Source organism: Thalassolituus maritimus, assembly GCF_900156675.1.
Lineage (GTDB): Bacteria > Pseudomonadota > Gammaproteobacteria > Pseudomonadales > Oceanobacteraceae > Thalassolituus > Thalassolituus maritimus.
Genome location: NZ_FTOH01000002.1, coordinates 420,573 through 447,371 on the forward strand (window position 1 = coordinate 420,573; position 26,799 = coordinate 447,371).

At 52.8% G+C, this 26,799-nt stretch carries 24 protein-coding genes; 14 read left to right on the plus strand and 10 right to left on the minus strand.

Translation table 11 applies throughout. The features are described 5' to 3' along the window. Positions 1 to 50 precede the first annotated feature (50 nt). Positions 51 to 956 carry a lysophospholipid acyltransferase family protein gene (locus BW941_RS04625; protein WP_139325742.1) on the minus strand — a complete coding sequence of 302 codons (906 nt, stop codon included), beginning with the start codon at positions 954 to 956 and terminating at the stop codon, positions 51 to 53. A gap of 150 nt (positions 957 to 1,106) precedes the next feature. Here BW941_RS04625 and BW941_RS04630 point away from each other — a divergent pair, with 150 nt between their 5' ends. Beyond that, on the plus strand, positions 1,107 to 2,744 hold the full coding sequence (locus tag BW941_RS04630; RefSeq protein WP_076514478.1) for a response regulator: 1,638 nt from the start codon (positions 1,107 to 1,109) through the stop codon (positions 2,742 to 2,744). A gap of 13 nt (positions 2,745 to 2,757) precedes the next feature. After that, positions 2,758 to 3,393, plus strand: a complete 636-nt coding sequence (locus BW941_RS04635; RefSeq protein WP_076514479.1) for a sensor histidine kinase — start codon at positions 2,758 to 2,760, stop codon at positions 3,391 to 3,393. A 7-nt stretch (positions 3,394 to 3,400) separates the two neighbouring features. Here BW941_RS04635 and rsmD read toward each other — a convergent pair whose 3' ends face one another. Together rsmD and BW941_RS04645 are read right to left on the minus strand one after the other, a co-directional pair. Further along, positions 3,401 to 3,958, minus strand: a complete 558-nt coding sequence (gene rsmD, locus BW941_RS04640; protein WP_076514480.1) for a 16S rRNA (guanine(966)-N(2))-methyltransferase RsmD — start codon at positions 3,956 to 3,958, stop codon at positions 3,401 to 3,403. Beyond that, positions 3,955 to 4,722: a hypothetical protein gene (locus BW941_RS04645; RefSeq protein WP_076514481.1), complete on the minus strand. Its 768-nt coding sequence runs from the start codon at positions 4,720 to 4,722 to the stop codon at positions 3,955 to 3,957. The genes rsmD and BW941_RS04645 overlap by 4 nt, the downstream gene beginning before the upstream one ends. A gap of 95 nt (positions 4,723 to 4,817) precedes the next feature. Here BW941_RS04645 and ftsY point away from each other — a divergent pair, with 95 nt between their 5' ends. The 6 genes from ftsY (at position 4,818) to ppk1 (ending at position 12,428) form a co-directional block, all read left to right on the plus strand. After that, positions 4,818 to 6,119: a signal recognition particle-docking protein FtsY gene (ftsY, locus tag BW941_RS04650; RefSeq protein ID WP_076514482.1), complete on the plus strand. Its 1,302-nt coding sequence runs from the start codon at positions 4,818 to 4,820 to the stop codon at positions 6,117 to 6,119. Between the two features lie 17 nt (positions 6,120 to 6,136). Further along, positions 6,137 to 6,853 carry a cell division ATP-binding protein FtsE gene (ftsE, locus tag BW941_RS04655; protein ID WP_076514564.1) on the plus strand — a complete coding sequence of 239 codons (717 nt, stop codon included), beginning with the start codon at positions 6,137 to 6,139 and terminating at the stop codon, positions 6,851 to 6,853. Then, positions 6,840 to 7,844, plus strand: coding sequence for a permease-like cell division protein FtsX (gene ftsX, locus BW941_RS04660; protein WP_084188629.1), 1,005 nt, complete (start codon positions 6,840 to 6,842; stop codon positions 7,842 to 7,844). The genes ftsE and ftsX overlap by 14 nt, the downstream gene beginning before the upstream one ends. Before the next feature lie 267 nt (positions 7,845 to 8,111). Beyond that, positions 8,112 to 8,981, plus strand: coding sequence for an RNA polymerase sigma factor RpoH (rpoH, locus tag BW941_RS04665; RefSeq protein WP_068435996.1), 870 nt, complete (start codon positions 8,112 to 8,114; stop codon positions 8,979 to 8,981). 237 nt (positions 8,982 to 9,218) lie between these two features. After that, the gene (hemB, locus tag BW941_RS04670; protein WP_068435997.1) at positions 9,219 to 10,229 is read left to right on the plus strand and encodes a porphobilinogen synthase; all 1,011 of its coding nucleotides are present in this window, start codon (positions 9,219 to 9,221) and stop codon (positions 10,227 to 10,229) included. Between the two features lie 39 nt (positions 10,230 to 10,268). Continuing rightward, entirely contained in the window at positions 10,269 to 12,428 is a 2,160-nt protein-coding gene (ppk1, locus tag BW941_RS04675; RefSeq protein WP_076514483.1) for a polyphosphate kinase 1, read from the plus strand. A gap of 92 nt (positions 12,429 to 12,520) precedes the next feature. Here the strand turns inward: ppk1 and ppx are convergent, their stop codons facing one another. Further along, the gene (ppx, locus tag BW941_RS04680) at positions 12,521 to 14,029 is read right to left on the minus strand and encodes an exopolyphosphatase (protein WP_076514484.1); all 1,509 of its coding nucleotides are present in this window, start codon (positions 14,027 to 14,029) and stop codon (positions 12,521 to 12,523) included. Between the two features lie 141 nt (positions 14,030 to 14,170). Here ppx and trxA point away from each other — a divergent pair, with 141 nt between their 5' ends. After that, positions 14,171 to 14,497, plus strand: coding sequence for a thioredoxin TrxA (gene trxA, locus BW941_RS04685; protein WP_068436003.1), 327 nt, complete (start codon positions 14,171 to 14,173; stop codon positions 14,495 to 14,497). A 210-nt stretch (positions 14,498 to 14,707) separates the two neighbouring features. Next, positions 14,708 to 15,970, plus strand: a complete 1,263-nt coding sequence (gene rho, locus BW941_RS04690; RefSeq protein WP_068436005.1) for a transcription termination factor Rho — start codon at positions 14,708 to 14,710, stop codon at positions 15,968 to 15,970. A gap of 49 nt (positions 15,971 to 16,019) precedes the next feature. On the opposite strand, the gene BW941_RS04695 is transcribed toward rho, so the two are convergent. Together BW941_RS04695 and rpiA are read right to left on the minus strand one after the other, a co-directional pair. Further along, complete coding sequence (locus BW941_RS04695; RefSeq protein WP_076514485.1) at positions 16,020 to 18,734, minus strand: intermembrane phospholipid transport YdbH family protein; 2,715 nt, start codon at positions 18,732 to 18,734, stop codon at positions 16,020 to 16,022. Positions 18,735 to 18,743: 9 nt separating this feature from the next. Beyond that, positions 18,744 to 19,415 carry a ribose-5-phosphate isomerase RpiA gene (rpiA, locus tag BW941_RS04700; RefSeq protein ID WP_076514486.1) on the minus strand — a complete coding sequence of 224 codons (672 nt, stop codon included), beginning with the start codon at positions 19,413 to 19,415 and terminating at the stop codon, positions 18,744 to 18,746. 91 nt (positions 19,416 to 19,506) lie between these two features. Between rpiA and ilvA the strand changes: the two genes are divergently transcribed. Further along, positions 19,507 to 21,024: a threonine ammonia-lyase, biosynthetic gene (gene ilvA / locus BW941_RS04705; protein WP_076514487.1), complete on the plus strand. Its 1,518-nt coding sequence runs from the start codon at positions 19,507 to 19,509 to the stop codon at positions 21,022 to 21,024. A gap of 230 nt (positions 21,025 to 21,254) precedes the next feature. Further along, complete coding sequence (locus BW941_RS04710) at positions 21,255 to 21,836, plus strand: lysophospholipid acyltransferase family protein (protein WP_175607864.1); 582 nt, start codon at positions 21,255 to 21,257, stop codon at positions 21,834 to 21,836. Here BW941_RS04710 and smrA read toward each other — a convergent pair. Then, positions 21,833 to 22,417 (minus strand): DNA endonuclease SmrA, encoded by a 585-nt coding sequence (gene smrA, locus BW941_RS04715; protein WP_076514489.1) that lies wholly within the window; start codon positions 22,415 to 22,417, stop codon positions 21,833 to 21,835. The genes BW941_RS04710 and smrA overlap by 4 nt on opposite strands. A 108-nt stretch (positions 22,418 to 22,525) precedes the next feature. Here smrA and BW941_RS04720 point away from each other — a divergent pair, with 108 nt between their 5' ends. Further along, on the plus strand, positions 22,526 to 23,164 hold the full coding sequence (locus BW941_RS04720; RefSeq protein WP_076514490.1) for a hypothetical protein: 639 nt from the start codon (positions 22,526 to 22,528) through the stop codon (positions 23,162 to 23,164). Between the two features lie 80 nt (positions 23,165 to 23,244). Here the strand turns inward: BW941_RS04720 and BW941_RS04725 are convergent, their stop codons facing one another. The 3 genes from BW941_RS04725 to BW941_RS04735 all read right to left on the minus strand — a co-directional run bounded on the left by BW941_RS04725 (position 23,245) and on the right by BW941_RS04735 (position 25,242). Then, positions 23,245 to 23,952, minus strand: a complete 708-nt coding sequence (locus tag BW941_RS04725) for a DUF481 domain-containing protein (protein ID WP_068436019.1) — start codon at positions 23,950 to 23,952, stop codon at positions 23,245 to 23,247. An 83-nt stretch (positions 23,953 to 24,035) separates the two neighbouring features. Continuing rightward, on the minus strand, positions 24,036 to 24,845 hold the full coding sequence (locus BW941_RS04730) for a substrate-binding periplasmic protein (protein WP_076514491.1): 810 nt from the start codon (positions 24,843 to 24,845) through the stop codon (positions 24,036 to 24,038). Between the two features lie 37 nt (positions 24,846 to 24,882). Continuing rightward, positions 24,883 to 25,242 (minus strand): Mpo1-like protein, encoded by a 360-nt coding sequence (locus BW941_RS04735; protein ID WP_068435403.1) that lies wholly within the window; start codon positions 25,240 to 25,242, stop codon positions 24,883 to 24,885. A 313-nt stretch (positions 25,243 to 25,555) separates the two neighbouring features. Here BW941_RS04735 and BW941_RS04740 point away from each other — a divergent pair, with 313 nt between their 5' ends. Next, positions 25,556 to 26,776, plus strand: a complete 1,221-nt coding sequence (locus BW941_RS04740; RefSeq protein WP_076514492.1) for a polyhydroxyalkanoate depolymerase — start codon at positions 25,556 to 25,558, stop codon at positions 26,774 to 26,776. The last annotated feature ends 23 nt before the right edge of the window (positions 26,777 to 26,799 follow it).

Here is a 26,799-nt window from a genome sequence, read left to right on the forward strand (position 1 = left end):
CATTTTTCTACGTCATTATCTTTCTGCTTGTCCGTAGCCTGCTCTGAGTATCAGGGCACTTTCGCAATTTTATAGGGGTTTATTCCGTCGTTCGGACGGCGTTTAAAGCGTTTGTACGTCCACTGATACTGCGCAGGGCACAGGCGTACACAGTTCTCGATAGACTGATTCATTGCCGTTGCCGATATTACTGGGTCTGGATCAAATTGCTCGGGTAACGCGTCGAACAGGTGAATGTCGAAGCCTTCAGCATTGGGTAGACGTTCGCCGAACGCATAAATCACCTGGCAGCCGGTTTCGCGGATCATCTGGTGAGGAAGTGTCGGTGTCAGGGTTTCAACGCCCATAAAAGGTGCGAACACCCCCCGTTCGCGCTTGGGCTCCTGGTCTGGCAGAAAGCCAACGACTTTCCCAGCATTAAGAGTGGCGAATAAGGCCTTAACGCCGCCACCCGTCGTGGGCACCAGTTCTGCACCGACGGCCTCCCGGCGGGAGACCATCCAATCGCTGAAATTCTTAACCTTTGCGGGCCGATACATAATAGTCGCCGACGTTAAGGTGGCCAGCCAGGCACTGACGATCTCCCAGTTGCCAAGGTGCGGAGACATAAATAACAGGCCACGATCATCGGCAAGCTTCTGCTCTAACAGTTCCTGATTGTGGACCTTCCGGACCATTGTCAGCAGCTTTTCATGTGAGTAGCCCCACATAGGCCCCATCTCTCCACCGGTCATGCCGTTCTGAATCAGCGTGTCGTAGAGCAGGGTTTCGCGGTAATCCTCGCTTTTATCAGCAAAGCACATTGCCAGATTAACACGGGCAACCTCGCGGGAGCGGGTGCGCTTCGATGCCAGTCGCTTGCCGAGCAGGCGGCCAATACGTTGAGCCGTCGGCAGCGAGACAAGCCCCATAAGCTTGATCGCGCCGATCATCAGGTAACCAATCAGACTATTCACATTCACCACCTTCACCAGAGTGCGCAAAGTGTACAACCTACGCCATTGGCGGTCACTTTCTGAGGCTCTGCTAAACTCAAATGATCCCTGCAGGATATAGGGAAACTGAAGCCAGATAATTAATGAGTAGCAGTCGGGATTGTCATCGTTATGACGGAAGCGAGCTTTAACCTGCAGGGACAGAAAATTCTTATCGTTGACGACCTGGTCGAGGCGCGCAGCGCACTGAAAAGTATGCTGACGGTTCTGGGTGCTGATGACGTATATAGCGCCACCGACGGACGCGAGGCCGTCGAATACATCATGGAACACGACTTTGATCTCGTATTATCCGACTACAACCTTGGTAAAGGCAAAGATGGCCAGCAGATACTAGAAGAAGCCCGTTATACCAACCGCCTGCGCGCGACGGCCTCTTTCGTCATGATTACGGGCGAGAATGCGGTAGATCGGGTCATGGGGGCACTTGAATACGATCCGGACGCCTACGTCACTAAGCCATTCACTCTCAGCATTCTTCGCGAAAGGCTTTATCGCCTGAGTCTCCTTAAGACAATTCTGTTGCCAATGAACCGGGCCATTGATCAGGGCCAGATCGACTGGGCGATAGAAATTGCAGATCAGATCAGGGTCGAGCACCCTCGCCTGTTACTGCCCGTTTCCCGGTTGCAGGGTAAGTTGTGCCTGAAGCAGGAGCGCTATGAGGATGCGCTTGAAGCCTACACCCGGGTTCTGGAAAGTCGCCCGGCGTCCTGGGCTCGGCTCGGTCAGGCAGTGTGCTTCCATTTTCTCGGCGACACTGATCAGGCCGTATCCCTGATTCGGGCAACTCTTCTCGATCACCCCTTGTATGTTCAGTGTCATGACTGGTTGGCGAAAATTCTCGTAGGTCTGGGCAAGGGCGAAGAAGCCCAGCGGGAGCTTGAGGCAGCGGTAAAGATCTCTCCTCGGGCCGTGTTACGGCAGCTTGAGTTAGGCCAGCTGGCGCTGACCAATGAGAGCTACACCGTTGCTCAGGACGCCTTCGAGCAGGCCATGAGACTGGCGCGTTATTCCTGCTACAAAAGCTCTTCGACATATCAACAGTTCGTCGAGGCTGCGCAGCATAATCTTGATGCCGAGCAGACCAAAGAAAATCGTTTACTGTGTAACAAAGCATTGCGTGCTCTTGATGAGATGAAGCAGGAGTTCTCCGGCAATATGGGGGTAGTCTTTGATGCGACGATTGCAGAAAGCAGAACTTATAAAGCAATTGAAGATGATAACAAAGCCCGTAGTAGTGCCGATAAAGCCGAAGGCGTACTGGCACGCATAAAAGAGCCCACAGGCGAACAGCAACTGACGATGACAGAGGTGTATATCGATACCGGCCAGTCTGAAAAAGCCGTCAACATGGTTCAGACCATGAAAGATCAGGGAGTTGCCAATAAGTTACTGCAACGCTTGGGCGCTATCGAAGAGCGTTTGTCGAACATCAATGCGCGTGAGAAATCAGCTGAACTGAACGAGAAAGGTGTTTCTCACTACGAACGTGGCGAGCTCAAAGACGCGATTGCGGCTTTCGACCAGGCTACCCGTTTTGAGGAAGCTGGTATCAGTGTGCTTCTCAACGCGATTCAGGCAAAAGTCAGTTACATCGAAAACGAAGAGTTGGATGTTGGTCAGCTCAAAGATTGTTACCGTTTACTTCGCCGTATAGGCAGTGTTGGCCATTTTGATGAAAGGCATGATCGCTACCAGAGGTTGAAAGAAACCTGTGAGCGGCTACGTCGATCGGCGGGCCTTTAGGGGAGGGGAGAGTATGAACCTGAAAGATCTTGCCGGTGCGATCATTCATGACCTTAAGAATCAGCTGCACTCTGTGTTGCTGGAGGGTGAAAAGGCCATGAGGGATATGCCAGAAGAATATCGGGATAAGCTCTATCCCGTATTTGCCCGCAGTCGCCGGGTTCATCAGGATGCGATGCAGCTGGTGACGCTATACCGGTTGCAGGAGCGTGGCAATTTTCCGGCAGATGATGCCTGGCCGGCAGATACCGTAAAACACGCGATTGAGTGTTTTCAGGTGCACTGGCCGGATGTTGAAGTGCGTGTTGAAATCGATCCTGACTGTCAGGGGTACTACAACGATTCACTGATGCAGATGGCGTTAACGAATCTGCTGAACAACAGTGCTCAGGCGGGCGCGAAGACCATCTCTGTGTCGGCGCAGGAGCAAGGCCCCGGACTCCTGGTGCGCGTCAGCGACGACGGTCCGGGATACCCGGATGATGTTCTTGACGGTAACGGCGACAGCGACAAAGAAGGCGGAACAGGCATGGGACTGTATTTCACCGAACTGATTGTCGCTCACCATTCTACACCGGCGAAGCCAGCGACTCTGGACCTGCAGAATGCCGCTGGCGGCGGTGCAGAGGCGATCATCACTTTACCCTGAGTGGGAGTCAGGCCGTCTCGCCGACCTCAAACAGGCGGAACACGAATTCTTTCGTGCCCTTGTTCTTCAGTTCTTCCCAGTGAGCAGGAAATTCAGGCTCGAGGCTGGCTTCGTGTTCGATATACACCAGAGCGCCCGGTAACAGCGTCAGTTTGTTTAATGCAGGTTGTAGCAGATCTTTGCCGAACGGTGGATCGAGAAACACCAGATCGTAGGGCTCTGGGTTCTGCTCAAGCCACATCAGGGCATCCCCGGCCCAGACCTGAGCATTGCGGGCTTCAAGCTGCTTGAGATTATCTTTCAGCTGAAACGCAGCCTTTGCATGCTTTTCAAGGAAGATAACTTCTTTGGCGCCTCTGGAAAGCGCTTCAAACCCAAGCGCTCCACTGCCAGCAAACGCGTCGAGTACCCGAGCCCCCTCAATATCAGACTGCAGCCAGTTAAACACGGTCTCGCGAACACGGTCCATGGTAGGGCGCAGGCCATCAATTGCGGGAAAGCGCAGTCGGCGAGAACGCCACTGGCCACCGATAATGCGTAATTGGTGATGAGATTGTCGGCTCACTCAGAGCTCCGTGGTGCAGATGAATTCGCTTCTGTAAGACACTGCGCAAACGCTTCTGGTTCAGTGCGTTGCGATACGGCAAGTGCCTGATACAGCTGGAGAAAATACTCCTCAGACCGCTGATGGTAGGCAAGTTCTGCAGCAATGTCGATGGCCGAAACCGGGTTCAGCCACTCGCGGCGCAGACGTTTAATTTCGTTCTCCCGGAAACTTGCCCATACCTCTCTGCTTGGGGCAGGTTTGCTCCCCGATGCGGCGGGTTGTGCTACGCCTGCGCCGCGCTCCCGGTTCCACCATAACGCGCCTGCCGGATACGCTTGCTGGCAGGCAGAGGTTTCTTTTTCAGGAGTGTCGGGCGTTGTCAGAGAAAGTTTCTGAATAATAAACGAAGCAGCCTGCTGCATTTCGACGTCGGTCAGCGGGCCTTGCAGAGCGAGTCCCGCAGGACGTGGTGCTGCTATTGGGGTGATTTGGGTTGCGAGATGAGACGCCCACTCACTCGCGGGAACCTGAGTTCTGAATGCGTAGTGATCTTCGCCGGTAATGGATATCTGCAGACTGGATGATGCCGTGGCCTGCCAGTACACAGGCACACCTTTATTGCTACGCCACAGGTGCCAGCCGGTATCTGCCAGCGGCGGGGCGTCTAAAGGTTCGAGGGGGGAGTCTTCACTGGTGGTAAAACTCAGATTGATGACCGTGATGATAAGGAGGCAGCCGATGATAAGAGCATTCAGGGTGCGACGGCTTAATCCATGGAACATCTAAGGAGAACTCCCTGTAAACAACTCATAGTGTTAGGATAGCACCCCATCAGCGCACATGCGCCCATCCTGACTGATCAGATTCAGAGACGCCGATGTTTGATTTTTTTAAACGTAAGAAGAAAAGCCCTGAGAATGCTCAGCCTGCAGACCAGCAGGCACCCCAACAGGTAGAAGAAACGAATGATGTAGCGGAAGCTTCCGAGGCCGCCAATCTGGTACCGGAAGCGGCGCTGGTTCAATCGGATGCTCCCGTCAGTGAAACTGAGGAGATCCTTCAGAAGGCTGCGGAGCCCGTTCCAGAGCCAGTGACAGAGGCTACTCCGGCAAAAGAAGAGCCATCAGAGCCTGAGATCAAAGCAGACGTTGCAGCATCGCAGATTGCTGCTGATGATCTTGCAGCCGAGCCAGAAGAAATAGTCGACCCGGACGTAATGGTACCGGTGCCTGAAAAAGCCAAAGACGAGAAGAAAGGATTCTTCGGACGCATGGCGGCTGGCCTGAGTAAGACACGCTCTAACCTGACCGATGGCCTCTCGACTCTGCTGCTGGGCAAAAAAGAAATCGACGACGACATGATGGAAGACCTGGAAACCCAGCTCATCATGGCCGACGTAGGTGTCGAAGCGACGACCGAAATTATCGACCGTCTTACCAAGCGTGTGGGTCGTAAAGAGTTGCGTGATTCAGACGCATTGTACGAGGCTCTGATCGAAGAACTTCAGGACATGCTCGCGGTGTCGCAGAAGCCACTGGTGATCGACAGCAGCAAAAAGCCATACGTCATTCTGATGGTCGGTATCAATGGTGTGGGGAAAACAACCACTATCGGTAAGCTTGCGAAGCAGTTTCAGGCGCGCGGCAAGAGCGTCATGCTGGCGGCGGGCGACACCTTCCGTGCCGCTGCAGTAGAGCAGCTTCAGGTTTGGGGTGAGCGCAATAATGTGCCCGTTGTCGCACAGCATACCGGCGCGGACTCGGCGTCTGTGCTGTTTGATGCCGTGCAGGCAGCGACGTCCAGGGGGGTCGATATCCTGATTGCCGATACGGCCGGTCGTCTGCATAACAAAGACAACCTGATGCAGGAGCTGGAGAAAGTCGTTCGTGTTATGAAAAAGATCGACGACACCGCACCGCATGAAGTGATGCTGGTTCTGGATGCGGGTACCGGCCAGAACGCGATTAACCAGACTAAGACCTTCCTGCAGTCGGTGGGCGTCACCGGCCTGACGCTGACCAAGCTCGATGGTACGGCAAAAGGCGGCATCATCTTCGCACTGGCGAAACAGTTTGGCCTGCCGGTGCGTTACATCGGTGTCGGTGAGAAAATCGAAGACCTGCGTCCGTTTAATGCGGATGACTTTACCCGGGCGCTGTTCCGGATCAGCGACGACTGACGGATTTTTCTATGCCAATGGTACGCTTCGATGGGGTCAGTAAAAGCTACCCCGGCGGTAAAGAAGCTCTGAGCAAGGTCAGTTTCGAACTGGCACGCGGTGAGTTCGCCTTTCTTACCGGGCACAGTGGCGCCGGTAAAAGTACCTTGCTCAAACTGATGCTGCAGATGGAGCGTCCATCAAAAGGACAGGTGTTCGTTGACGGTGATTGCGTCAACACCATGAAAAGCTCTCAGGTGCCTTTTCTGCGTCGTAAGGTGGGCGTGGTGTTTCAGAATCACCAGCTACTGTTCGATCGCACTGTCTACGATAACGTTGCCATGCCTCTTCTTATTGCGGGTTATCAACCTGCCGAAGCCGCACGCCGGGTTCGTGCCGCCCTTGATTCGGTAGGGCTGCTCGGCTTTGAGCGTCGCAACCCGATTGAGCTATCCGGTGGTGAACAGCAGCGGGTTGGTATTGCTCGTGCTGTTGTGAATAAACCCCAGCTTCTGTTGGCAGATGAACCAACCGGTAACCTCGACCCCGAGCTTTCTGAAGAAATCATGAAGCTCTTTCTGCGTTTTCAACAGGTGGGTGTCACCGTGTTGATTGCCACGCACGATATCGCCCTGATTGAACGCATGGGCCACCGGCGCCTGATTCTCGATCACGGCACTCTTCACGACAGCGGCACTCTTCACGACAGCGGTCCGCGCGCTGGTTTTGAGCGGGGTGACCATGTCCGCACCTGATTCTCCGAAACGCCAGACTGCGAATGCTCCGCGCAAACCTCAGGCGGGTGCTTCAACACACAAGATCAGTATTAAGGACCGCCTTAATGGCTGGGCTCAGCAACACCAGCTGGTGGCTGTTGAAACCCTGATGCGATTGCTGACGAAACCGCTGGGCAGCATCATGACCTGGCTGGTGATCGCGATTTCACTGACTCTGCCCGGCGCCATGTGGATGACGCTGGATAACCTCAGTCAGCTGAGTAATCGCTTCCAGGCGTCAGGCAGCATGAGCGTTTATCTGAAAACCGCGGTTCAGAATGATCAGGCTCAACAGATGTTGAGCAGGATTGAAAGCATGGACGGTGTCGCTGATGTACGTTTTATCAGCGCGGATGAGGCCCTTGCGGAGTTCCGTGCCAGCTCAGGATTGGGCGAAGCTCTGGACCTGCTGCCCGAGAATCCTTTGCCGGGCGTGATCGTGGTGGAACCTGAGCTGGCCCTGCCGCAGCAGGACGTGATTGCACTGGCTGATACGCTACGGAGCGAATCCCGCGTTGATAGTGTGGAGCTGGACACCGCCTGGCTTGATCGCCTGCATGCACTGCTGGCTTTGAGTGAGCGGATTGTCTGGGTGATGGGCGCCTTACTCGCACTCGGTATCCTGCTGGTGGTCGGAAATACCATTCGTCTGTCGATTGCAGCGCGGGTTGATGAGATTCGTGTGACCAAACTGGTGGGGGCGACGAATGCCTGGGTTCGCAGGCCGTTTCTGTATACCGGCCTCTGGTTTGGCATGGTCGGTGGCCTGGTATCGTGGATACTGCTGGCAATCGGTTGGGCTCTGGTGAGCGGGCCTGTAGAAGATCTCGCTGCACTCTATGGCTCCGAGTATCGCTTGCTGCCTCTTTCTGCAGGCGCTGCACTGGTGCTGTTGCTGGGCGCTATGCTGCTCGGCTGGCTGGGCGCCTGGTGGTCTGTGGTGAGGCATCTGCACCGGATTGAGCCCTGATACCTCCGTATTACGTGAGCCTTCCGTGAGCTTTACGTTTACCGACATTCTATCGACACAATAGTAAGAGTAATGGCGCTATTATGATCGTATAAAGAACGGTGAATGGCATTGAAAGGAACTTATCCAGCCATTTGCGGTCCTATATAGTGGTGCTAAACTTAGCGCTCGACTTTGATTATCACGCGTTTGAAAACATGACTCACAAGTGTAATCAGGTCACTGTAAGTTGCTGATTGAGCAACAGAATTCCTTCAGGAGTGAGAGATGAACAACGGTTTGCAAGCAGTATACGCGATGTCTCCGGGTGCTAACCTGGAAGCCTACATTTCGACTGTTAATGCTATTCCTGTGCTTACGCCAGAAGAAGAGAAAGATCTGGCAGAGCGTTTTCATTATCAAGAAGACCTGGAAGCAGCGCGTCATCTGGTGATGTCGCACATGCGCTTCGTGGTACATATTGCACGTAGCTACTCGGGTTACGGCCTGAACCAGGGCGACCTGATTCAGGAAGGCAACGTCGGCCTGATGAAGGCGGTAAAACGTTTTAACCCTGAGGTGGGCGTACGTCTGGTGTCCTTTGCTGTGCACTGGATCAAAGCAGAGATTCACGAGTTTATTCTGCGCAACTGGCGCATCGTCAAAGTTGCGACCACCAAGGCGCAGCGCAAGCTGTTCTTCAACCTGCGCAGCCAGAAGAAAAAACTGGGCTGGTTGTCTCAGGACGAAGCAACTGCGATTGCAGAAGATCTGGGTGTTGAGACCAAAACGGTATTTGAGATGGAAGGCCGTCTGAATGCGCACGATGCTGCATTTGATGCAGGTGCGGACGACGATGACGAAAGCGCGTACAAGGCGCCGGCTTATTACCTCGAAGACCACAGTCAGGACCCGGCTCAGCTGGTCGAAGCCGATAACTACGAACAGGATGCGAATGGCCGTCTGGCAGACGCAATGGCGGATCTTGATGATCGTAGCCGTACCATCCTGCAGCAGCGTTGGTTGAGCGAAGAGAAAGCGACGCTTCACGAACTGGCTGATATGTACAAAGTATCTGCTGAGCGTATCCGCCAGCTAGAGAAAAACGCGATGAAGAAGCTGAAGAACGCAATTGGTACCGATCTGGTACTGGCGTAATGACCGCTTCTCAATAAGTACTTATGCAAAGTACCCATAAAAAGCCGCTCAATGAGCGGCTTTTTTCTTTGTCTGACGACGAACAACACCAGGCATTGCGGTAACAACCTTGTCTTGTCATAAAAATGTCATATATCGGACCGATACTCTGCAACCCTGTGATTTCCGGGCGCCAAAGGTGCTTCGGGCGGGTTACAATCGATCTGAAAATTCCCCGCCGGCTCAGGAGTAAATCTCATGGCTTTTAACGATGCTCAACGCTTTTTCCCGGAAACCCGTATGCGCCGTATGCGCCGGGATGATTTCTCCCGACGACTGATGCGCGAAACCCAGCTCAGTGTCGACAACCTGATCTACCCCATGTTTGTACTGGAAGGGCATCAGGAGCGTGAGCAAGTGGCATCAATGCCGGGTGTAGATCGCCTGTCGATTGATCTGCTGATTGAAGAGGTTAAACACCTTTATAAACTGGGTATCCCTGCGGTGGCGTTGTTTCCGGTGACGCCGGCAGATGCCAAGTCTGAACTGGCCGAAGAGGCGTTCAACCCGAACGGTCTGGCGCAGCGTGCGGTTCGTGCCATCAAAGATGCCGTGCCAGAGATGGGTGTGATTACCGATGTAGCGCTCGACCCGTTCACGACACACGGCCAGGACGGAATTATCGATGCGGAAGGCTATGTGCTGAATGACCGCACCGTAGATACCCTGGTACGTCAGGCACTGTCTCATGCGGAAGCCGGTGCGGATGTGGTTGCTCCGTCGGACATGATGGACGGTCGTATTGGTGAAGTCCGTGCGGCACTGGAGCAGGAAAACTTTGTGAATACGCGCATCATGGCGTACTCCGCAAAATACGCGTCTGCCTACTATGGGCCGTTCCGGGACGCGGTGGGTTCTGCCGGTAATCTGGGCAAAGCCGACAAGAAAAACTACCAGATGGACCCTGCAAATACGGATGAGGCACTGCATGAAGTGGCGCTTGATCTGGCCGAGGGAGCCGACATGGTAATGGTGAAACCTGGCATGCCATACCTCGATATTGTCCGCCGGGTGAAAGACGAATTTAAAGTACCTACCTTTGTGTATCAGGTCAGTGGCGAATACGCCATGCATAAGGCCGCGGCACAGCAAGGGTGGCTGGACGACAACGCCGTCATGATGGAATCACTGATGTGCATTAAACGCGCTGGGGCAGATGGAATCCTGACCTACTTCGCGAAACAGTTTGCTGAATTAGGGGACGTCTGATCAGGCGCTATCCTTAAAGCAGGATTTTTAGGTACCCTGATGACAATCGCTGAAAATACACAGACCAAAGCAGAACAGCCGCCGGAGCTATCCATGACGGACGTACAGGATATAGATCTCAACAGCAGTGAGTTTTACATCAATCGTGAACTCAGCCATCTGCAGTTTAATATCCGCGTACTGGAACAGGCGCTCGACGAAGCACACCCGCTACTCGACCGTCTGTTCTTCCTGTGTATTTTCAGCAAAAACCTCGATGAATTTTTTGAAGTGCGAGTCGCCGACCTGGTGCATCAGCTGACATTTAATCGTGAGCTGTCGGGCATTGATGGCCTGCATCCGGCTCAGGTGCTGGATGAAATCTACTCTCTCTGCAGTACTACCGTAGAGCGTCAGTACGAAATACTGAACGACACTTTGTTGCCGCAATTGAAAGAGCAGAATATTCACTTTTTGCGTCGTGCTGAATGGAACGACGAGCAGCGGATCTGGATACGTGATTATTTCGACGACAATATCCAGCCATTGATCAGCCCGATCGGTCTGGACCCCTCGCACCCGTTTCCACGATTGGTGAATAAAAGCCTGAACTTTATTGTCGCGCTCGATGGCAAAGATGCGTTCGGCCGCCAGACGGGTCTGGCGATCATTCCTGCGCCGCGTTCATTACCGCGCACTTTGCGCTTACCGGATGAGCTGGTGCAGGAGGGCGGAGATCACTTTGTTTTCCTGTCATCGATTATTCACGAATACGCCGATGAACTCTTCCCGGGCATGACGGTGAAGGGCTGTTACCAGTTCCGTGTAACGCGCAACGCCGACCTGGATATTGACCACGAAGAAACATCAGACCTCGCCTCGGCACTTGAGGACGAACTGCACTCGCGTAATTTCGGTGAAGAAATGCGCTTAGAAGTCGCCGACAACTGCCCTGACGAACTGATCAGCTTTCTGCTGCGTCAGTTCAACCTTGATGAGTCTGACTTATTTAAAGTGAACGGTCCGGTGAACCTTGGTCGCCTGATTGAAGTGATTGATCAGATTAATCGTCCGGATCTTCGTTACCCGCCATTTACGCCGGGTCTGCCGAAAAACGTTAATTTTAAAAAGAGTATTTTCGAGAGCATCCGCGCGAAGGATACTCTGTTACTGCATCCGTTTGAGTCCTTCACGCCCGTGGTCGACCTGTTACGCGAAGCTGCGAAAGACCCTAGTGTTAAGTCGATCAAACAGACGTTGTATCGCACCGGTGCTAAATCAGAAATTGTTAATGCATTGGTAGATGCTGCCCGTAACGGCAAAGAAGTTACGGTGGTGATTGAGCTGCGCGCGCGTTTTGATGAAGAAGAAAACCTCTATCTGGCGAACCGCCTTCAGGAGGCGGGAGCCGTCGTCGTTTACGGTGTGGTCGGGTATAAAACCCACGCCAAAATGATGTTGATTGTGCGTAAAGAAGGGAACCAGTATCGCCGCTATGTACATCTGGGCACGGGCAATTATCACGCAGGGAACGCGCGGGCGTATACCGACTACAGCTTTATGACCTGCGATGATTCAATCTGCGAAGATGTTCATAAAGTCTTCCAGCAATTAACCGGCATGGGTGAAGTCATGCGGGTGAAAAAGTTGTTTCATGCGCCTTTCACTCTCCATAAACGTTTAATTCAGCTGATTGACCGCGAGCGTGAACATGCGGATGCCGGAAAGCCTGCATTAATCCGCATGAAAGCCAACGGCCTGACCGAACCTAAAGTGATTCGTGCGCTGTATCGTGCGTCTCAGTCGGGGGTTAAAGTCGAATTGATTATTCGTGGTATGTGCAGCCTGCGCCCTGGTATTCCCGGAGTCTCAGAGAATATCGAGGTCCGCTCAATTATTGGTCGTTTCCTGGAACATACTCGCGTGTATTACTTCCTTAATGGTGGAAACGATGAAATTTATGCAGGCAGTGCCGACCTGATGGAGCGTAACCTGCTGCGTCGTGTTGAAACCGCGTTCCCGGTGGAAACCAACAAAATCAAAGAGCGGATGAAAGAAGAGCTCGAGATCTATGTGAAGGACAACACCCAGGCCTGGATTCTGCAAACGGACGGCTCTTATGTCCGGGCGCAACCGGGCCCAGATGATGAGATCATTTCTGCACAAAGCTGGTTGCTTGATAAACTGGCTGCCAGCAGTGGAACGCCAAGCGCAAATTGATCAGGAACGCAGGCAAATAAAAAACGGGGCAATGCCCCGTTTTTTGCTTTTTGGACTCTCGTTTCCGGTCTTTCGTTTTCCGGGCTTGTGATTCAAACCAGTGAGAGCACCAATCCGGCAGCTTTCTGCAATTCAACTTCCTCTTCCATATCCTGAGACGTCAGCGGGAAGCTATCCTGCCAGCCTTCGGGGAGCTTCAGCAGCAGAGTATCCTTGTCGATGCTTGCCTCAGGCAGAGGTACGTCGTAGGCCTCGCGGCTGTGATTAAGCACGATGGCCACGCGCAGAATACGTATCAACCAGAGTGCGATGGTTTGCTGTCGGGCGGGCAGTAATTCGAGTTCTTCCGGGTGGATTTTGCGTCGGTGATTACGAACCAGCAGGGCCAGTAACATCTGCCCCTGACGGGTAAAGCCCAGCATATCGGAATGTTGCAACAGATAAGCGCCGTGTTTGTGGAAACCACTGTGGGCGATGCTCAGGCCGATTTCATGAACGCGGGCAGCCCAGCTCAACCACTGGGCGAGCTCTTTGCGTGCGCCAATGTCTTTGCGTATCTGATTGAACAGAGCAAGCGCTGTCGCTTCAACGCGGTCAGCCTGTGCGGTGTCGACATAAAAGCGCTCCTGCATGGAGGCGATAGAGCGGCTACGTACATCTTCATGTTCTGAGCGGCCGACCAGATCCCAGAGTGCGCCCTCGCGCAATGCGCCATCTGAATAGCGCATGTGCTTGATATCCAGCGTCTGAAATACGGCAGTGAGAATCGCCAGACCACCAATAAATACCTGACGACGGTCGGGTTTCACGCCTTCAATGTCGACGTCATCAACGGTTTCGTAATCCAGGCAGTGATCGACTAATTTCTCAAGGCCGTCTGGGGTGATACCTTCATTGCCCCAACCATTACTGATGATGGCTTGTTCGACAGCGCGGATAGTGCCCGAAGAACCGATTTCACTTTTCCAGCCCAGCTTTTTGTACTGGGCCTTAATATTCAGCAGTTCCTGCTGAGCAGCCGACACCGCTTTTTTAAACTGTTTGCGGGTGATCTTTCCATCAGCAAAGAAGCGTTTGGTGAAAGACACACAGCCCATGTGCAGGCTTTCCAGGGCTTTCGCTTCGAAACGTTCACCGATAATAAATTCGGTACTGCCGCCGCCAATGTCGACCACCAGACGCTGACCACCATCGTCTGCCTGAGTGTGTGCAACTCCGAGATAAATGAGGCGGGCTTCTTCACGGCCAGCGATGACCTCGACGGGGTAGCCCAGCACTTCCTCAGCGCGATCAATAAACTCACGACGGTTACGGGCAGCGCGCAGTGCGTTGGTGGCGAATACCACGATTCTGTCCGGGTCCATACCCTGAAGGCGCTGACCAAACTGAGCGAGGCAATCGACGCCGCGCTGGATGGCTTCCTCGCTGAGATAGTTCTGATTGTCCAGGCCAGCGGCCAGCTGAACTTTTTCACCGCGTTTTTCCAGAGTACGTATTTCACCCTGAAATTCTTCTGCGATCATCATGTGAAAACTGTTCGATCCGAGGTCGACCGCGGCAATACGGCTGGATTCGACCTCTGCGGAATACTGCTCTGACATATCTATCTGTTTCCAATAACCTTATGATGAATATGCCTTCCAGCGTCTCTGGCGTCCAGTCGAATAATCCAATTGATTCCGCATCAATGTGGCGTACAATAACCCTTTCTAACTGATTGCACTTTTCTGCAGGGGAATTTCATGAGCGATAACATTATCACCGTAACCGACGATTCATTTGACGCTGACGTGCTGGGTTCAGACGTTCCTGTACTGGTGGACTTCTGGGCGGAGTGGTGTGGCCCTTGCAAAATGATCGCGCCGGTTCTGGAAGAAATCGCCGATGACTACGCAGGTAAGCTGAAAATTGCCAAGCTGAACATTGATGAAAACGAAGCCACTGCGCCTAAGTTTGGTATCCGCAGCATCCCGACTCTGATTCTGTTCAAGAACGGCAACGCTGAAGCGACCAAGATCGGTGCAATGAGCAAGTCTGAACTGGCTGCGTTCATCGAACAGGCGATCTGATCTCCCTGTCAGCTGTATTCCGCACTGCAAATGGGGACAAATGTCCCCGCAGTGCTGGACAACCCCCCTATATCTGTCTATATTGACTCCGCAACATTGAAAGCGGGCCAAAGCCCCGATCAAGGCTGCCCTCCATGGCGACTCTGCCAGGTTTTCTTCAGATCCAGCATCTATCTAATTCAAATAACCTAACCGTATATACCTATACCTATGAATCTCTCAGACCTGAAACTCAAATCAGTCCCCGAATTGCTGAAAATTGCCGGCGATATGGGTATTGAGCACGTCAGCCGTACCCGTAAACAGGACATCATCTTCGCCATTCTGAAAACCCACGCTAAAAGTGGTGAAGACATCTACGGTGATGGTGTGCTGGAGATTCTGCAGGATGGCTTTGGTTTCTTACGCAGTGCGAACAGCTCATACCTGGCCGGACCCGATGACATTTATGTCTCCCCAAGCCAGATCCGCCGTTTTAACCTGCGCAAGGGCGATAAAATCGCCGGTAAAATTCGTCCTCCGAAGGACAACGAGCGTTACTTCGCGCTGTTGAAAGTTAATGAGATTAACGACGACAAGCCAGAAAACGCGAAAAATAAAGTACTGTTTGAAAACCTGACGCCGCTGTTCCCGAATGAACGCCTGATTCTGGAAGCTGGTAACGGCTCTACTGAAGACCTGTCTTCCCGTGTACTGGATCTGGTTGCCCCAATCGGTAAAGGTCAGCGTGGCTTGATCGTTGCGCCACCGAAAGCTGGTAAAACCATGCTGCTGCAGACCATCGCGCAGTCTATTACCCGCAACAACCCGGAGTGTGAGCTGATCGTCCTGCTGATCGACGAACGTCCGGAAGAAGTAACAGAAATGAAGCGTTCTGTACGCGGTGAAGTTGTGGCGTCGACCTTTGATGAGCCGCCAGCCCGTCACGTGCAGGTTGCTGAAATGGTCATCGAAAAAGCCAAGCGTCTGGTTGAACACAAACGCGACGTGGTCATTCTGCTTGACTCTATCACCCGTCTGGCCCGCGCTTACAACACCGTTATCCCTTCCTCAGGTAAGGTACTGACCGGTGGTGTCGATGCTAACGCCCTCGAGAAACCAAAGCGTTTCTTCGGTGCGGCACGTAACATCGAAGAAGGCGGTTCTCTAACCATCATCGCGACTGCGCTGGTTGATACTGGTTCTAAAATGGACGAAGTTATCTTCGAAGAATTTAAAGGTACCGGTAACCAGGAACTGCACCTCGACCGTAAGATCGCCGAGAAGCGTATCTACCCTGCGATCAACATCCGTCGTTCAGGCACCCGTCGTGAAGATATGCTGTTCAACGAAGCTGATCTGCAGCGTCTGTGGATTCTGCGTCGCCTGCTGGCTGAAATGGAAGATGTACAGGGCATTGAATTCCTGCTCGATAAACTGCGTCAGACCAAGACCAACGACGAGTTCTTTGATTCGATGCGTAAGGGCAAATAAGTCCTTACTCGCTCAGAAACGCCCGGTCAGCTTTGCTGCCCGGGCGTTTTTATTTGTACTTCTGTTCGACCTTTTCGATCACGTCATTGGCAATCCGAAGGCTTTCGAGAAGATCGAGCAGGTTGTAGTCCAGATTGACGTTAAGGTGGGTCTTCTGCCCATCGAAGAAATCGGGGTTTTTGCCTTCAAACTGGAGTGACAGGTTTAACTGTCCATCCGGTTGATAGCGCACACCTGACTGTAGCTCGTCGTATTGAAAGTTCTGTAACAACTCCATGGCCATACCGACGCTCTGGTCTGCCTGAGCGAGGGCGTCGGCACTTTCATCCTGATACTTGATGGTACCACCCGGGTCCCGGGCGAATAGATTGCCTCCCGGTACCATAGGACCCTCTTTGGTCAGAACAATAGGCAACATGCCATCCAGCAAACCGGTGGCTTTGATACCGGCTTCTTTCTCGATAGCGGCAATCTGACTGAGCTGCAGATGATCAAGACGAATACCGAAAGCGTTTACGTCTTTGCGGCTGTCGTAGTGAATTTCAGGCGCATAGATTCGACCACCCAATAAGTCGGTGTGGATTTCGTATACATCCACTTCGAAATAGCTGAAATCCTCCGGGAAGCGTGTCTGCGTCCGGGCAAGCAGATTGGTCAATGGAATACCGCTGTCGAGCTTGCTGCCAGACAACTGCGCATCCAGTTGGTATTCGCCCTGTTGCGGGCGGCGCAGGGCAAGCATGGCATTCCATTCTTCGAGGGTAATGCTGTTGTCGTAAATCAGGCCGACGCCATCAGCTCTGAGCATCATATCGGGAGTCAGCTCGAATCCATTTTCGCTGCTTTGCCAGTCCAGCCAGCCTTGTCCTGACAGGTGGCCATTGAGAAGCTGAACGCTGGTCAGGTTGGCCATGTCTGCAAGGCCGAGCGCCATCCAGTCGAGGCTCGCATCGGTCAGGTGCCATTGCAGAGAACCGTTGCCGGACAGGAGGTCGTGCTCAGCCCGGGTGCGGAAATGAATTTCTCCGTTCGCAGCGGTGAGATCAAGTGACGCATCTACTCGTTCACGGATGTCGTCCATCGTGATGGTAACCGGGCCGCTGAGGCTGATGTCCGGTATTGGCCACAGGCCCCAGTCAGAATCATTGAGACGCGCAGAGAGCGTGCAGTTACCCAGCAGACCGTTTGCAAGGTCCTGAAGGTCGATATCGCCCGGGTCGCAGCCAAGATGTGACGGCGCAAAACGCAGGCGGGCATCCTGTTCTTTCGATGTCGCTGTGAAAGGCGCTATTTTCAGGCGCAGGTCTCTCGCCTGTACATGCCGGTTGTCATCAAGACTGCCTTTGACCATCAGGTTCTGCAATACAGAAACAGTCAGTGGTGATACAGCCCAGCCCTGCCAGGGAGCAATCTCGGTATTGAGAACCAGCCCATCGTCCGAAGCAATCGACCATTGTCCTGTGTCGCTGATTTCTGCATTGAAACGCCCGTTACCTGTCATTTTCCATTCTGGTAACTCCTGCTGTGCCGGCTGTTGATAACTGACCGAGACTGGCAGTGTGATGAAGGAAGCCCCCGCTGCGGTCCAGACACCTTCAGGTTCCAGCGTGATCCGTGTCGTTGATAGTCCGGATAGCTGTGCCGAGAGTGAGCCTCGCAGTCTGCAGCTATCGGCGCCGGGAGTACATGTGGCGGTCAGCGCCTGCCCCGGCGTGGTGGCTTTCCAGTTGCTCATCTGACCGTCAGTGCTCGTTCTGATTGAGGCTGCAATTGGCTGGGCTGCCAGCAAGGCATTCCAGTCGTCATCTGTTGCCGAGCGTCTGACGGAAAAAGCTACCCCGGCGGGCTGTACCGACATGTTTTCGCTGATCACTGACTTGCGCGTGGTCAGTGTGGCGGTCAGGTCGGCGATCAGGTCTTCTGGCCAGCGGGCCTGAGCGGGGCTGTTCAGCTTTCCTTCGATTAATACCTGCTGACCTTTGAGCGGAAGATCGGCCATCTGTGGCAGGCTGTTCTGAATTTTGCTGAGGTCTGCCTCCAGCCTGATGCGGGCGTCACTGGTATCCTCTGTCTGGGTCAGGCCGGTCCAGAGTTGCGCCAGTAGGCTCTCCTGTTGAGACAACATCGCAAGTAACTCCGCGTTGCCTTCTTCGTTACGCTGCAACTGCAGGTTGATGGCAACAGCTTCCTGAATGTGCGGCAGCCTCAGGTCTCCGGAGATCCCCCAGTGTTCCGGTTGTAACGAGCCAGTCAGACGGGCGGAAATATCCGGTGTGTCTATTTCCAGCGACTCTACCCTGATGTCATCAACCGGGAGGTCCATTAGCTCGGTGACCAAGGGCAGATCAACATCGATACCGGGGGGCAGTGCTGATGAGGACTGCGAAGGGGCGTCATCGCCGGCAGTAACATGAATTCTGAGGGTTTCTGCGATCAGGCTGTCTGCTTTCCCTTGCAGTAAGCCAGTACCGTGGTAATTCAGTTCGGCGTTACGAATCTGAATAAGGACGCCGGGCGCCGGTTGAATTTCCAGCTCATCGACCGCGAATTGCTGGCGCGTCAGGCTGCGTATCTGAAGGTGGCTGCCTGGAGCCACCAGTCGATCCAGAAGAGGGGGAAGCCAGTTGTTCAGCAGTGGAACGATCGAGAGATAGAGCGCCACTATCGCGGTGCTCGTTAGCAGCAGGGCAATCACTATGCCCTGAAACCAGCCTCGGCGGATCAGAGCCGGCGCTTGTTGATCTGATTCCCTGCGCTCACTCATAGCGGCGTATCAGGCTTTCAGGGTTTTAACGCCGTCCTGAGTACCGAGGAGCAGAACGTCCGCGCCACGCTGCGCAAACAGGCCGTTGGTAATGACGCCGGTGATCTGATTGATGTCGGACTCAAGTTGCATCGGTGATTGAATCTTCAGATTATGAACATCAAGGATCTGGCCGCCGTTATCCGTGACCACTCCCTCACGCCAGACCGGGTCACCACCCAGTTTCACCAACTCACGTGCAACGTGTGAACGGGCCATCGGTATGACTTCTACAGGCAATGGAAACGTGCCCATCATGCCTACCATTTTGCTCTCGTCCGCAACACAGATAAATTTCTTTGCGACTGCCGCAACGATCTTTTCGCGGGTCAGAGCAGCACCGCCGCCCTTGATCATCTCAAGGTGCTCGTTAATTTCGTCAGCACCATCAATATAGAAATCCATGCCATCGACGCTGTTCAGGTCGTACACCGGGATACCATGACTTTTCAGGCGCTCAGCCGATGCTTCGGAGCTTGCAACTGCACCGTCGAACAGGTGTTTTACGGCGGCGAGTGCGTCGATAAAACAGTTGGCTGTCGAGCCAGTACCAACGCCTACAATGCTGTCTTCGTCGAGGTGGGGCTTAATGTGATCAACCGCGGCCTGACCAACCGCCTGCTTGAGTTCGTCCTGATTCATAATGTCTGTATCCGGGTGAAATGCTTTCGCGAATTATAAGGCTTCATGCGCTACAATGCGCGTTCGCTCTCGATTTTTTTGGAATAGCGGCATGCTAAACGAATACCTGAAAAAAATACTCTCTTCCCGTGTCTACGACGTTGCTGAAGAGACGCCTGTCCATACTGCAACGTTTCTCAGTGAGCGACTGGAAAACCAGATATGGATTAAACGTGAAGACAAGCAGCCTGTGTATTCGTTCAAAATTCGTGGTGCTTACAACAAGGTTGTGCAGCTGACTGACGAAGAGAAAGCGCGTGGTGTGATCGCTGCATCGGCGGGCAATCACGCTCAGGGTCTGGCGCTGGCTGCGAAAAAGCTTGGCATCAAAGCCGTGATTGTTATGCCGCGGACAACACCTGAAATTAAAGTGAAGTCTGTAAAAGCACGTGGCGCTCGCGTGATTCTGCATGGCGATGCGTTTGATGAAGCTTTTCAGTACTCCCAGAAGCTGGTCGAAGAAAAAGGCTATACCTACATCCATCCGTACGATGATCCGGAGACCATCGCCGGACAGGGAACGGTCGGTATGGAAATCCTGCGGCAGATGCCGGTTCGTCCGGATGCGATCTTTATTCCTGTCGGTGGTGGCGGGCTGATTGCAGGTGTTGCCGCTTACATCAAAGCGCTGGCTCCTGAAATCCGCATCGTAGGGGTTGAGAGCAGTGAATCGGCTTGTCTGGCCGCTGCACTTGCTGCTGGCAGTCGCGTGGTTCTTCCTGAAGTAGGTATCTTCGCCGACGGTGTCGCGGTCGCACAGATTGGAGAAAATACCTGGGAAGTCTGCAAAGACTATGTTGACGAGGTGATCACCTGCACACCGGATGAAATCTGCGCAGCGATCAAAGATACCTTTGATGATACCCGCGCCGTCAGCGAACCTGCCGGAGCCCTGGCGATTGCCGGTCTGAAAAAGTACATCGAGCGTGAGCAGTGTAAGAATAAAAATCTGGTTGCCATCCTCAGCGGTGCCAACGTGAATTTCGATCGTATGCGCTACATCTCGGAAGTTGCTGAGATCGGTGAAGGTCGTGAAGTTATTCTTGCGGTCACCATTCCCGAAGAGCCGGGAAGCTTTCAGCGTTTCTGTAGCCTTCTGGGGAAATCACCAATCACCGAGTTTAACTATCGTTACAGTCGCGATGATGAGGCGCAGATTTACGTCGGCGTAAAAGTCTCTGACGAGCCGGGTTCGCGTAAAGCACTGGTCTCGGACCTTGAGGCCGAGGGCTATACGCTGATGGATATTACCGATGATGAAGTGGCGAAATACCATATCCGTCATATGGTCGGTGGTCACGCACCTGCGTCTGTTACCGATGAGCGGGTCTATCGCTTTGAGTTCCCGGAGCGCCCGGGGGCCTTGCTGAACTTCCTTAAAAAACTCGGTAAGCGTTTTAACATTTCACTGTTTCACTATCGAAATCATGGTGCTGCTTACGGCCGTGTATTGGTTGGCCTGCAGATTTCTGATGATAAACGTGAACAGCTTCAGGGATATCTTGAAGAACTCGGCTATCGTTACTGGGATGAGACAGACAATACGGCTTATCAGCGCTTTTTGCGTTAATACGCCAGTGTCGTGATACAAGTTCACCTTGTGGGGCTGGCAGAGGAGTTTAGACTGCTTCGCTGCTGCCTCAAGCCGGATTTTTTATGTTAGCTGCTTTTCGAATCGTCTTTTTAGCCCTTTATTTCCCTATTGTGTGCCTGCTTGGGCTTCTGATTTGTATTATTCGACCATTTAACCGGAATAACAGCCGTATTATCGCCATTATATTCTCGTGGGCACGATTCGTAATGAATGTTCGTGTGGATGTTCGCAACCGGCCTTCGGACAGTATTCAAGGGATTTACGTTGCGAATCACCAGAGCACCCTTGATATGTACATGTACGGCGAGAGCCTGCCGGATGACATGGCGATCCTTGGCAAGCACAGCCTGATGTACATTCCTTTGTTCGGTGTTCTTTTCTGGCTGGCGGGAAATATTTTTATCAATCGCGGTGACCGTTCCAAAGCAAGGGGCGCGATGGAAGAGGCGGCCACGATTGTTCGCGAGAAGGGCTGCAGTGTGTATATGTTCCCTGAGGGTACGCGTAGTAATGGTCGCGGCCTGTTACCTTTTAAAAGCGGAGCCTTTATTCTGGCAATTGAGGCCGGTTTGCCGATTGTTCCCGTCTGTGCAAGTAGCACTCATAAAAATATCGACCTGAAGCGCTGGCGTGCTGGTGAGTGCCGTCTGGAGCAGCTACCGGCGATCAGCACCGAAGGCCTGACGCGCGATGATGCTAAGCGCCTTGCCGATGAGGTCCAGGCTCTGATGGCTGCACAGATCGACCAGATGGACGCCGATATTGCGCAGGGTCATCAGACTCTTTAGTAGACCCTGCCTTTACTGAATTGCTCGCGTGCCTGCTGCTTCTTGCGCTCACTCTTTTTCAGCAATACATAGAAGGCACCTGCACCGCCATTCTGCGGCTGAGCAGTATGGAAGGCCTGAACGTTTTCCAGCTCTTCAAGCCAGAAAACCAGATAACTCTTCAAGACCGCGGGATCACCTTCATTGCGATCGCCCTTACCGGGCATGATCAGGACGCTTCTGAGGTCGGCGCCTATGCAGTCGTTGACGAAGCGGTAGACCTCTCGCCTGGCCTCTTCGATCGTACGACGATGGAGGTCGAGGCGGGCTTCAATTTCGTACTTTCCCAGACGTAGCTTACGGAATACGCCGTCCTGAATACCCGGACGCTTAAAGCCGAGCACATCGTGCGGACCGACTCTGGGAACCTCGCTGGCACGCAGATGGTTTTTGTCGCTGGAAGTCTCCTGAGATACAGCCGCAGAGCGGCGCGCAGCGACATTATTGTCTTTCGGGTCACGACGAAGTGGGACGCGCTCCTGCGTTTGCAGCTTCTTGACTCCCTGCATTTCCTGCAGAAAGAGCTCATCTTCTTCAGTCATTATTACATCCTCCGGGGCAGCGACAAATCTTTGCAATGTCGGACACAAATTTTGGGCTGTGACGCCTAGTATAACCTGATAACAAGCACCGCATCACAGGATCGATTTATGAAAATGCCTTCTCCCCTTGCCCGCTTTCAACGCTCGCTGAGCCTTATTGCCTGCGGTGTACTTATGACGACCGCCCAAGCCTGGGGGGTTGACGACCGTCAGAAGAAGGTCGACTGGGAAAGCTCACTGAACCTGTCTGATGAGCAGCAGGAGCAGATCGATGCGATTGAAGATAAGTATCGCGATCGTTTTCGTGAGATGAAGCCAAGTGAGGCCGCAGACAAAGAGCGTCGTGAGCAGCGTCAGGACCTCTACGTACAGATGCGTGAAGAAATACGTTCAGTGCTGACCGACGAACAGCAGGCCATCGCGGAAGAGCAGGTTCGTAAGCGTGAAAAAGAAGGGCGTGAAGAGCACCTTGAACGCCTTTCCCGGAAACTTGATCTGACGAGTGAGCAGAAATCAGAGCTCGAAGAAAAGTTATCCTCGTGCTCTGAAGAAGAATGGCCAGTCAGTATGAAAATGCGCGAGAAAGACCGCCGTGATTTTGAAAAAACAGTGAAGTCGGTTCTCACCGACGAGCAGAAGAAAAAATGGCGCAAGATGCAGCGTGAAGAGCGTGATAAGTGGCGCCACCACGACATGGACCGCCTGAAGGAAAAACGCGGTGAGAAAGGTCAGGACGAGAGTGAATAACTCAAGAGTGAATAATATAAAAAGGGGCGGTTAACGCCCCTTTTCAATGGTGGAATGGTTTACTGTTCAGGTTTCAGTGCTCAGAAGCTATAAACTAGGGTAACGCCGAATTCAGTATCGGTATTCTCAGTGCCTTCTGGCACTTCTTCCACATGCTTCACTTTGTAAGTCAGCTTAGATGCAAGGCTACCACTGAGCTGGCTTTGCAGGCCGGTTTCTGACTTGTAAATAGAATTGTCGCTGCCGATTTCTGCAGTGAAGTTTTCAATAAAGCTTACGCCTTCGCGGATTTGCCAGTCGTAACTCAGAGCCAGACGCCCAATGGCTTCTTCTTGAATCTCATCACTTTCTTTCAGTTTGTCGCGACGATAACCTGGACCAGCCTCAAGATTCAGTTCCATGGTGTCGTTCTTCAGAACGCGATAACCATAGTTCACCGATACTGTGCTCTGGTAGGTGTAACCACTGAAGCGAGCACGCTCCTGCTGAGCAACGATCGCCATGTACGAGTGCTCGGTAAAGTTACGGTCAAACTGAGTCAGAGCGCTGTATTTCTCTTTTGACTTAACACCGTCCTCTTCACTGGTCAGTGCTTCCAGTTTTAATGTGGTATCCCAGACTTCACCGGTCCGTTTTGCCATGAAGTTGGCGTTGATGCTCTGGGTGTCTGTGTTACCAGAGGTGAAGATTGTGCCCAGTTCTGCGGCACCATCCCAGGAAGGTTCAGCAGCCATTGCTGCGGTTGGAGCGATAACGATGGCCGCTACCAGTGCGTGCTTGCGAAGCATATTTGGATATTCCTTGATACGACTGTATTCGGTTGCAGAATAGCGAGTGACTATGACAGGTTCAATACTTCATAGTTCACATATCAAGGTTGCAGGGGCGTTTCCGTGCTCCAGTCCTGGAGTCCGTAACGCTCCAGTATTTCCGTAAGCCGACCAGATTTCCGTAAACGTTGGATACCTTCATCCAGCTGTCGGGTGTAAGTCTCTGACGTCTCTGGCGTTGCAGGCGAGCAGGCAATGTATAGCTTATCGGCCACTCCGATGTTGCCTGCGGGTCTCACGGCGCCTTCCATCCCGAGCGTTGCGACTGTGTAGTTGACCACAGTGGCCGAACCCACAATGGCATCAATACGGCCAGACAGAAGTTTCTGCAGGTTTTTCTCCAGTGCGTTATCGCCCTTCATTAACTGCACCCGGCTACCGGGAGAGCCGTCGCGGATGGCCATTGCTATATGTTCATCGACAGCACCCTGGTCATAGGAGTAGCCGCCAATGACGCCCAAACGGATGTTGCTCAGCTGACTGGGAGAGTGATATGTCCACGGGTTTCCAGAGCGGGTGTAAAACGTACTCTGATCAAGCCCCAGTGAAAGAGAATGAAATACAAAGTCGGGAACTTCTTCTGGTAACGCACCAAGTATGCAGTCGATGTTTCCTGAACGAGCTTCACTGATGGCCCGTTCCCAGGGAATCGTTGAGTAATCGACCTGATGACCTTCGCTATTCCAGATTTCGTTCGCGAGTTCGACGATGTAGCCGGGTTTATCACTGCCGGGTGTCGCGTTGTACGGGGGCCAGATATCGGCTCTCAGGCTGATGGTGTCTGCACTGGCCTGATACACACTTAGTGCACCGGTAAGTGCGGTCATTGCGATGGATAACGCGCGTCTCATCATCGCCTCCACATTGGGCTGCAATCGATCGTTTCTGTCAGGAGCGAGGTAGTTTTTTGTCGATACGTCCCAGCAAAAAATCTTTCAGCATTACCCAGTCACCCATGAAGCTCCATAAAGGATAGCGGAAAGTGGCAGGTTTATTGTGTTCGAAGAAGAAATGTCCGATCCAGGCAAAGGCATAACCAGCTACCAGAGCCATCGGAATGTACTGGAAATTCCCACTGGTCAGTGAAAACAACAGAACACCCAGGCCAATCGAGCTGCCAATGTAGTGCAGGCTGCGACAGGTGGAGTTCCGATGCTCAGAGAGATAATAAGGATAAAACTCACTAAAGCTCGTGAATCTGTGATCTTTGCTGACAGCGCTTTCGCTGTTTTTTGTTTGTGTACTCATGATGGCCACCTCTCCTCGTTATTATTATTGGCAGGCGGGTTTTCCGCACATTGCAAAATAACGTCATTACCAGTGTTACCCACAGGGCGCGGTGCGCCAAATCCCGAACTTATCGGGCCATAAAGAGGCAAACTTAACTCACAGTATAGACAATTTGACCCCAGAGGAAAATAAACGTCCTGATCGTCCGGTTGGTTCAGATTAAATTTCAATGAATGAACAGACACATCTGAACCTTCAGCTATGCTGGAAGTCTTCCCTGATCCGGGGCATGACCCGGATAAATTCTGGTGCGATGACGAGGTGGAATGGAATGCTCTACACAATCAATGCCCACGTAATGAATGCGCTACGCCCGATGCATGTGGCGGCACGCCTGTCCCGGCAGATGTTTTACCAACCCTGGAACCCGATGAATTATGGTTGGTATCTGCGCACTGTTCGTGCCTCGCTTGAACTGGTTGAGCGTTTAACGGATTTCTATGAAAAACCGGAATGGAGACTCGATACGACACGTATTGATGGCCGTGAAGTGGGCATCGAGTATTGCAGTGTCGTTGAAAAGCCTTATTGCGATCTGGTTCATTTCCGCCGTCGGAAGCGTGGCCTTGAACAGCCTAAGCTGCTGATCGTAGCGCCACTGTCCGGACACTTTTCCACCTTGTTGCGGGGGACAGTTGCTGAGTTTTTACCAGATCATGAGGTCTACATCACCGACTGGTTGAATGCTCGTGATGTTCCGCGTTCTAAAGGTGAATTCAGTTTTGATGATTATGTCGATTATCTGATCGAATTTCTGGAGTTCCTTGGCCCGGATACTCACGTTCTGGCAGTGTGTCAGCCCTGTGTTCCGGCACTTGTCGCGGCGAGTGTTATGTCAGAGCAGGGCAGCAAAGCGGTACCCAAGTCCATGACCTTAATGGGCGGGCCGATTGATGTGCGTATCAGCCCGACAGAAGTAAACGATTACGCATCTGGAAAGGACCTTGAGTGGTTCGAAGATAATGTGATCTGTCACGTGCCGGATGGTTTTGCCGGTCGTGGTCAGTCGGTGTATCCCGGGTTTATCCAGCTGTCTGGCTTTATGTCGATGAATATGGACAACCACGTCAGTAAACATTTTAAGTTCTTTACTGATCTGGTGAAGGGTGACGGCGACAGCGCAGAAGCGCACAGAGAGTTTTACAACGAGTACCTCGCGGTGATGGATATGCCAGCCCGCTATTACCTCGATACCATCCGCAAAGTATTCCTGGAGTATCAGCTGCCTGAAGGCACGATGGAGTATCGCGGAAAAGTCATTGATCTGAAGGCCATTAAAGATATGGCTCTTATGACGATTGAGGGCGAGCTCGATGATATCACCGGTAAAGGGCAGACCGCTTGCGCGCTGGATCTTTGTGCCGGTATTCCCGACAAAATGAAAATTCACCGCGAGGAGCCGGGTGTAGGCCATTACGGTATTTTTAACGGTCGTAAATTCCGCGAGAGCATTGCCCCTGCTGTTAAGGCCTTTATGACCAAGCACAGTTAATCTGCCGGCCGGGCCCGTGTGGG

What these genes read in the sequence shown, in the direction of transcription:
- BW941_RS04720 (WP_076514490.1), top strand. Translation starts at nt 22,526, where the DNA reads ATGAAAATGCCTTCTCCCCTTGCCCGCTTTCAACGCTCGCTGAGCCTT.
- rpiA (WP_076514486.1), bottom strand. Translation starts at nt 19,415, where the DNA reads ATGAATCAGGACGAACTCAAGCAGGCGGTTGGTCAGGCCGCGGTTGAT.
- BW941_RS04710 (WP_175607864.1), top strand. Translation starts at nt 21,255, where the DNA reads ATGAATGTTCGTGTGGATGTTCGCAACCGGCCTTCGGACAGTATTCAA.
- hemB (WP_068435997.1), top strand. Translation starts at nt 9,219, where the DNA reads ATGGCTTTTAACGATGCTCAACGCTTTTTCCCGGAAACCCGTATGCGC.
- rho (WP_068436005.1), top strand. Translation starts at nt 14,708, where the DNA reads ATGAATCTCTCAGACCTGAAACTCAAATCAGTCCCCGAATTGCTGAAA.
- BW941_RS04735 (WP_068435403.1), bottom strand. Translation starts at nt 25,242, where the DNA reads ATGAGTACACAAACAAAAAACAGCGAAAGCGCTGTCAGCAAAGATCAC.
- rpoH (WP_068435996.1), top strand. Translation starts at nt 8,112, where the DNA reads ATGAACAACGGTTTGCAAGCAGTATACGCGATGTCTCCGGGTGCTAAC.
- BW941_RS04725 (WP_068436019.1), bottom strand. Translation starts at nt 23,952, where the DNA reads ATGCTTCGCAAGCACGCACTGGTAGCGGCCATCGTTATCGCTCCAACC.
- BW941_RS04630 (WP_076514478.1), top strand. Translation starts at nt 1,107, where the DNA reads ATGACGGAAGCGAGCTTTAACCTGCAGGGACAGAAAATTCTTATCGTT.
- BW941_RS04695 (WP_076514485.1), bottom strand. Translation starts at nt 18,734, where the DNA reads ATGAGTGAGCGCAGGGAATCAGATCAACAAGCGCCGGCTCTGATCCGC.
- BW941_RS04635 (WP_076514479.1), top strand. Translation starts at nt 2,758, where the DNA reads ATGAACCTGAAAGATCTTGCCGGTGCGATCATTCATGACCTTAAGAAT.
- ppx (WP_076514484.1), bottom strand. Translation starts at nt 14,029, where the DNA reads ATGTCAGAGCAGTATTCCGCAGAGGTCGAATCCAGCCGTATTGCCGCG.
- smrA (WP_076514489.1), bottom strand. Translation starts at nt 22,417, where the DNA reads ATGACTGAAGAAGATGAGCTCTTTCTGCAGGAAATGCAGGGAGTCAAG.
- ftsX (WP_084188629.1), top strand. Translation starts at nt 6,840, where the DNA reads ATGTCCGCACCTGATTCTCCGAAACGCCAGACTGCGAATGCTCCGCGC.
- BW941_RS04645 (WP_076514481.1), bottom strand. Translation starts at nt 4,722, where the DNA reads ATGTTCCATGGATTAAGCCGTCGCACCCTGAATGCTCTTATCATCGGC.
- ilvA (WP_076514487.1), top strand. Translation starts at nt 19,507, where the DNA reads ATGCTAAACGAATACCTGAAAAAAATACTCTCTTCCCGTGTCTACGAC.
- ppk1 (WP_076514483.1), top strand. Translation starts at nt 10,269, where the DNA reads ATGACAATCGCTGAAAATACACAGACCAAAGCAGAACAGCCGCCGGAG.
- ftsE (WP_076514564.1), top strand. Translation starts at nt 6,137, where the DNA reads ATGGTACGCTTCGATGGGGTCAGTAAAAGCTACCCCGGCGGTAAAGAA.
- trxA (WP_068436003.1), top strand. Translation starts at nt 14,171, where the DNA reads ATGAGCGATAACATTATCACCGTAACCGACGATTCATTTGACGCTGAC.
- BW941_RS04730 (WP_076514491.1), bottom strand. Translation starts at nt 24,845, where the DNA reads ATGAGACGCGCGTTATCCATCGCAATGACCGCACTTACCGGTGCACTA.
- BW941_RS04740 (WP_076514492.1), top strand. Translation starts at nt 25,556, where the DNA reads ATGCTCTACACAATCAATGCCCACGTAATGAATGCGCTACGCCCGATG.
- ftsY (WP_076514482.1), top strand. Translation starts at nt 4,818, where the DNA reads ATGTTTGATTTTTTTAAACGTAAGAAGAAAAGCCCTGAGAATGCTCAG.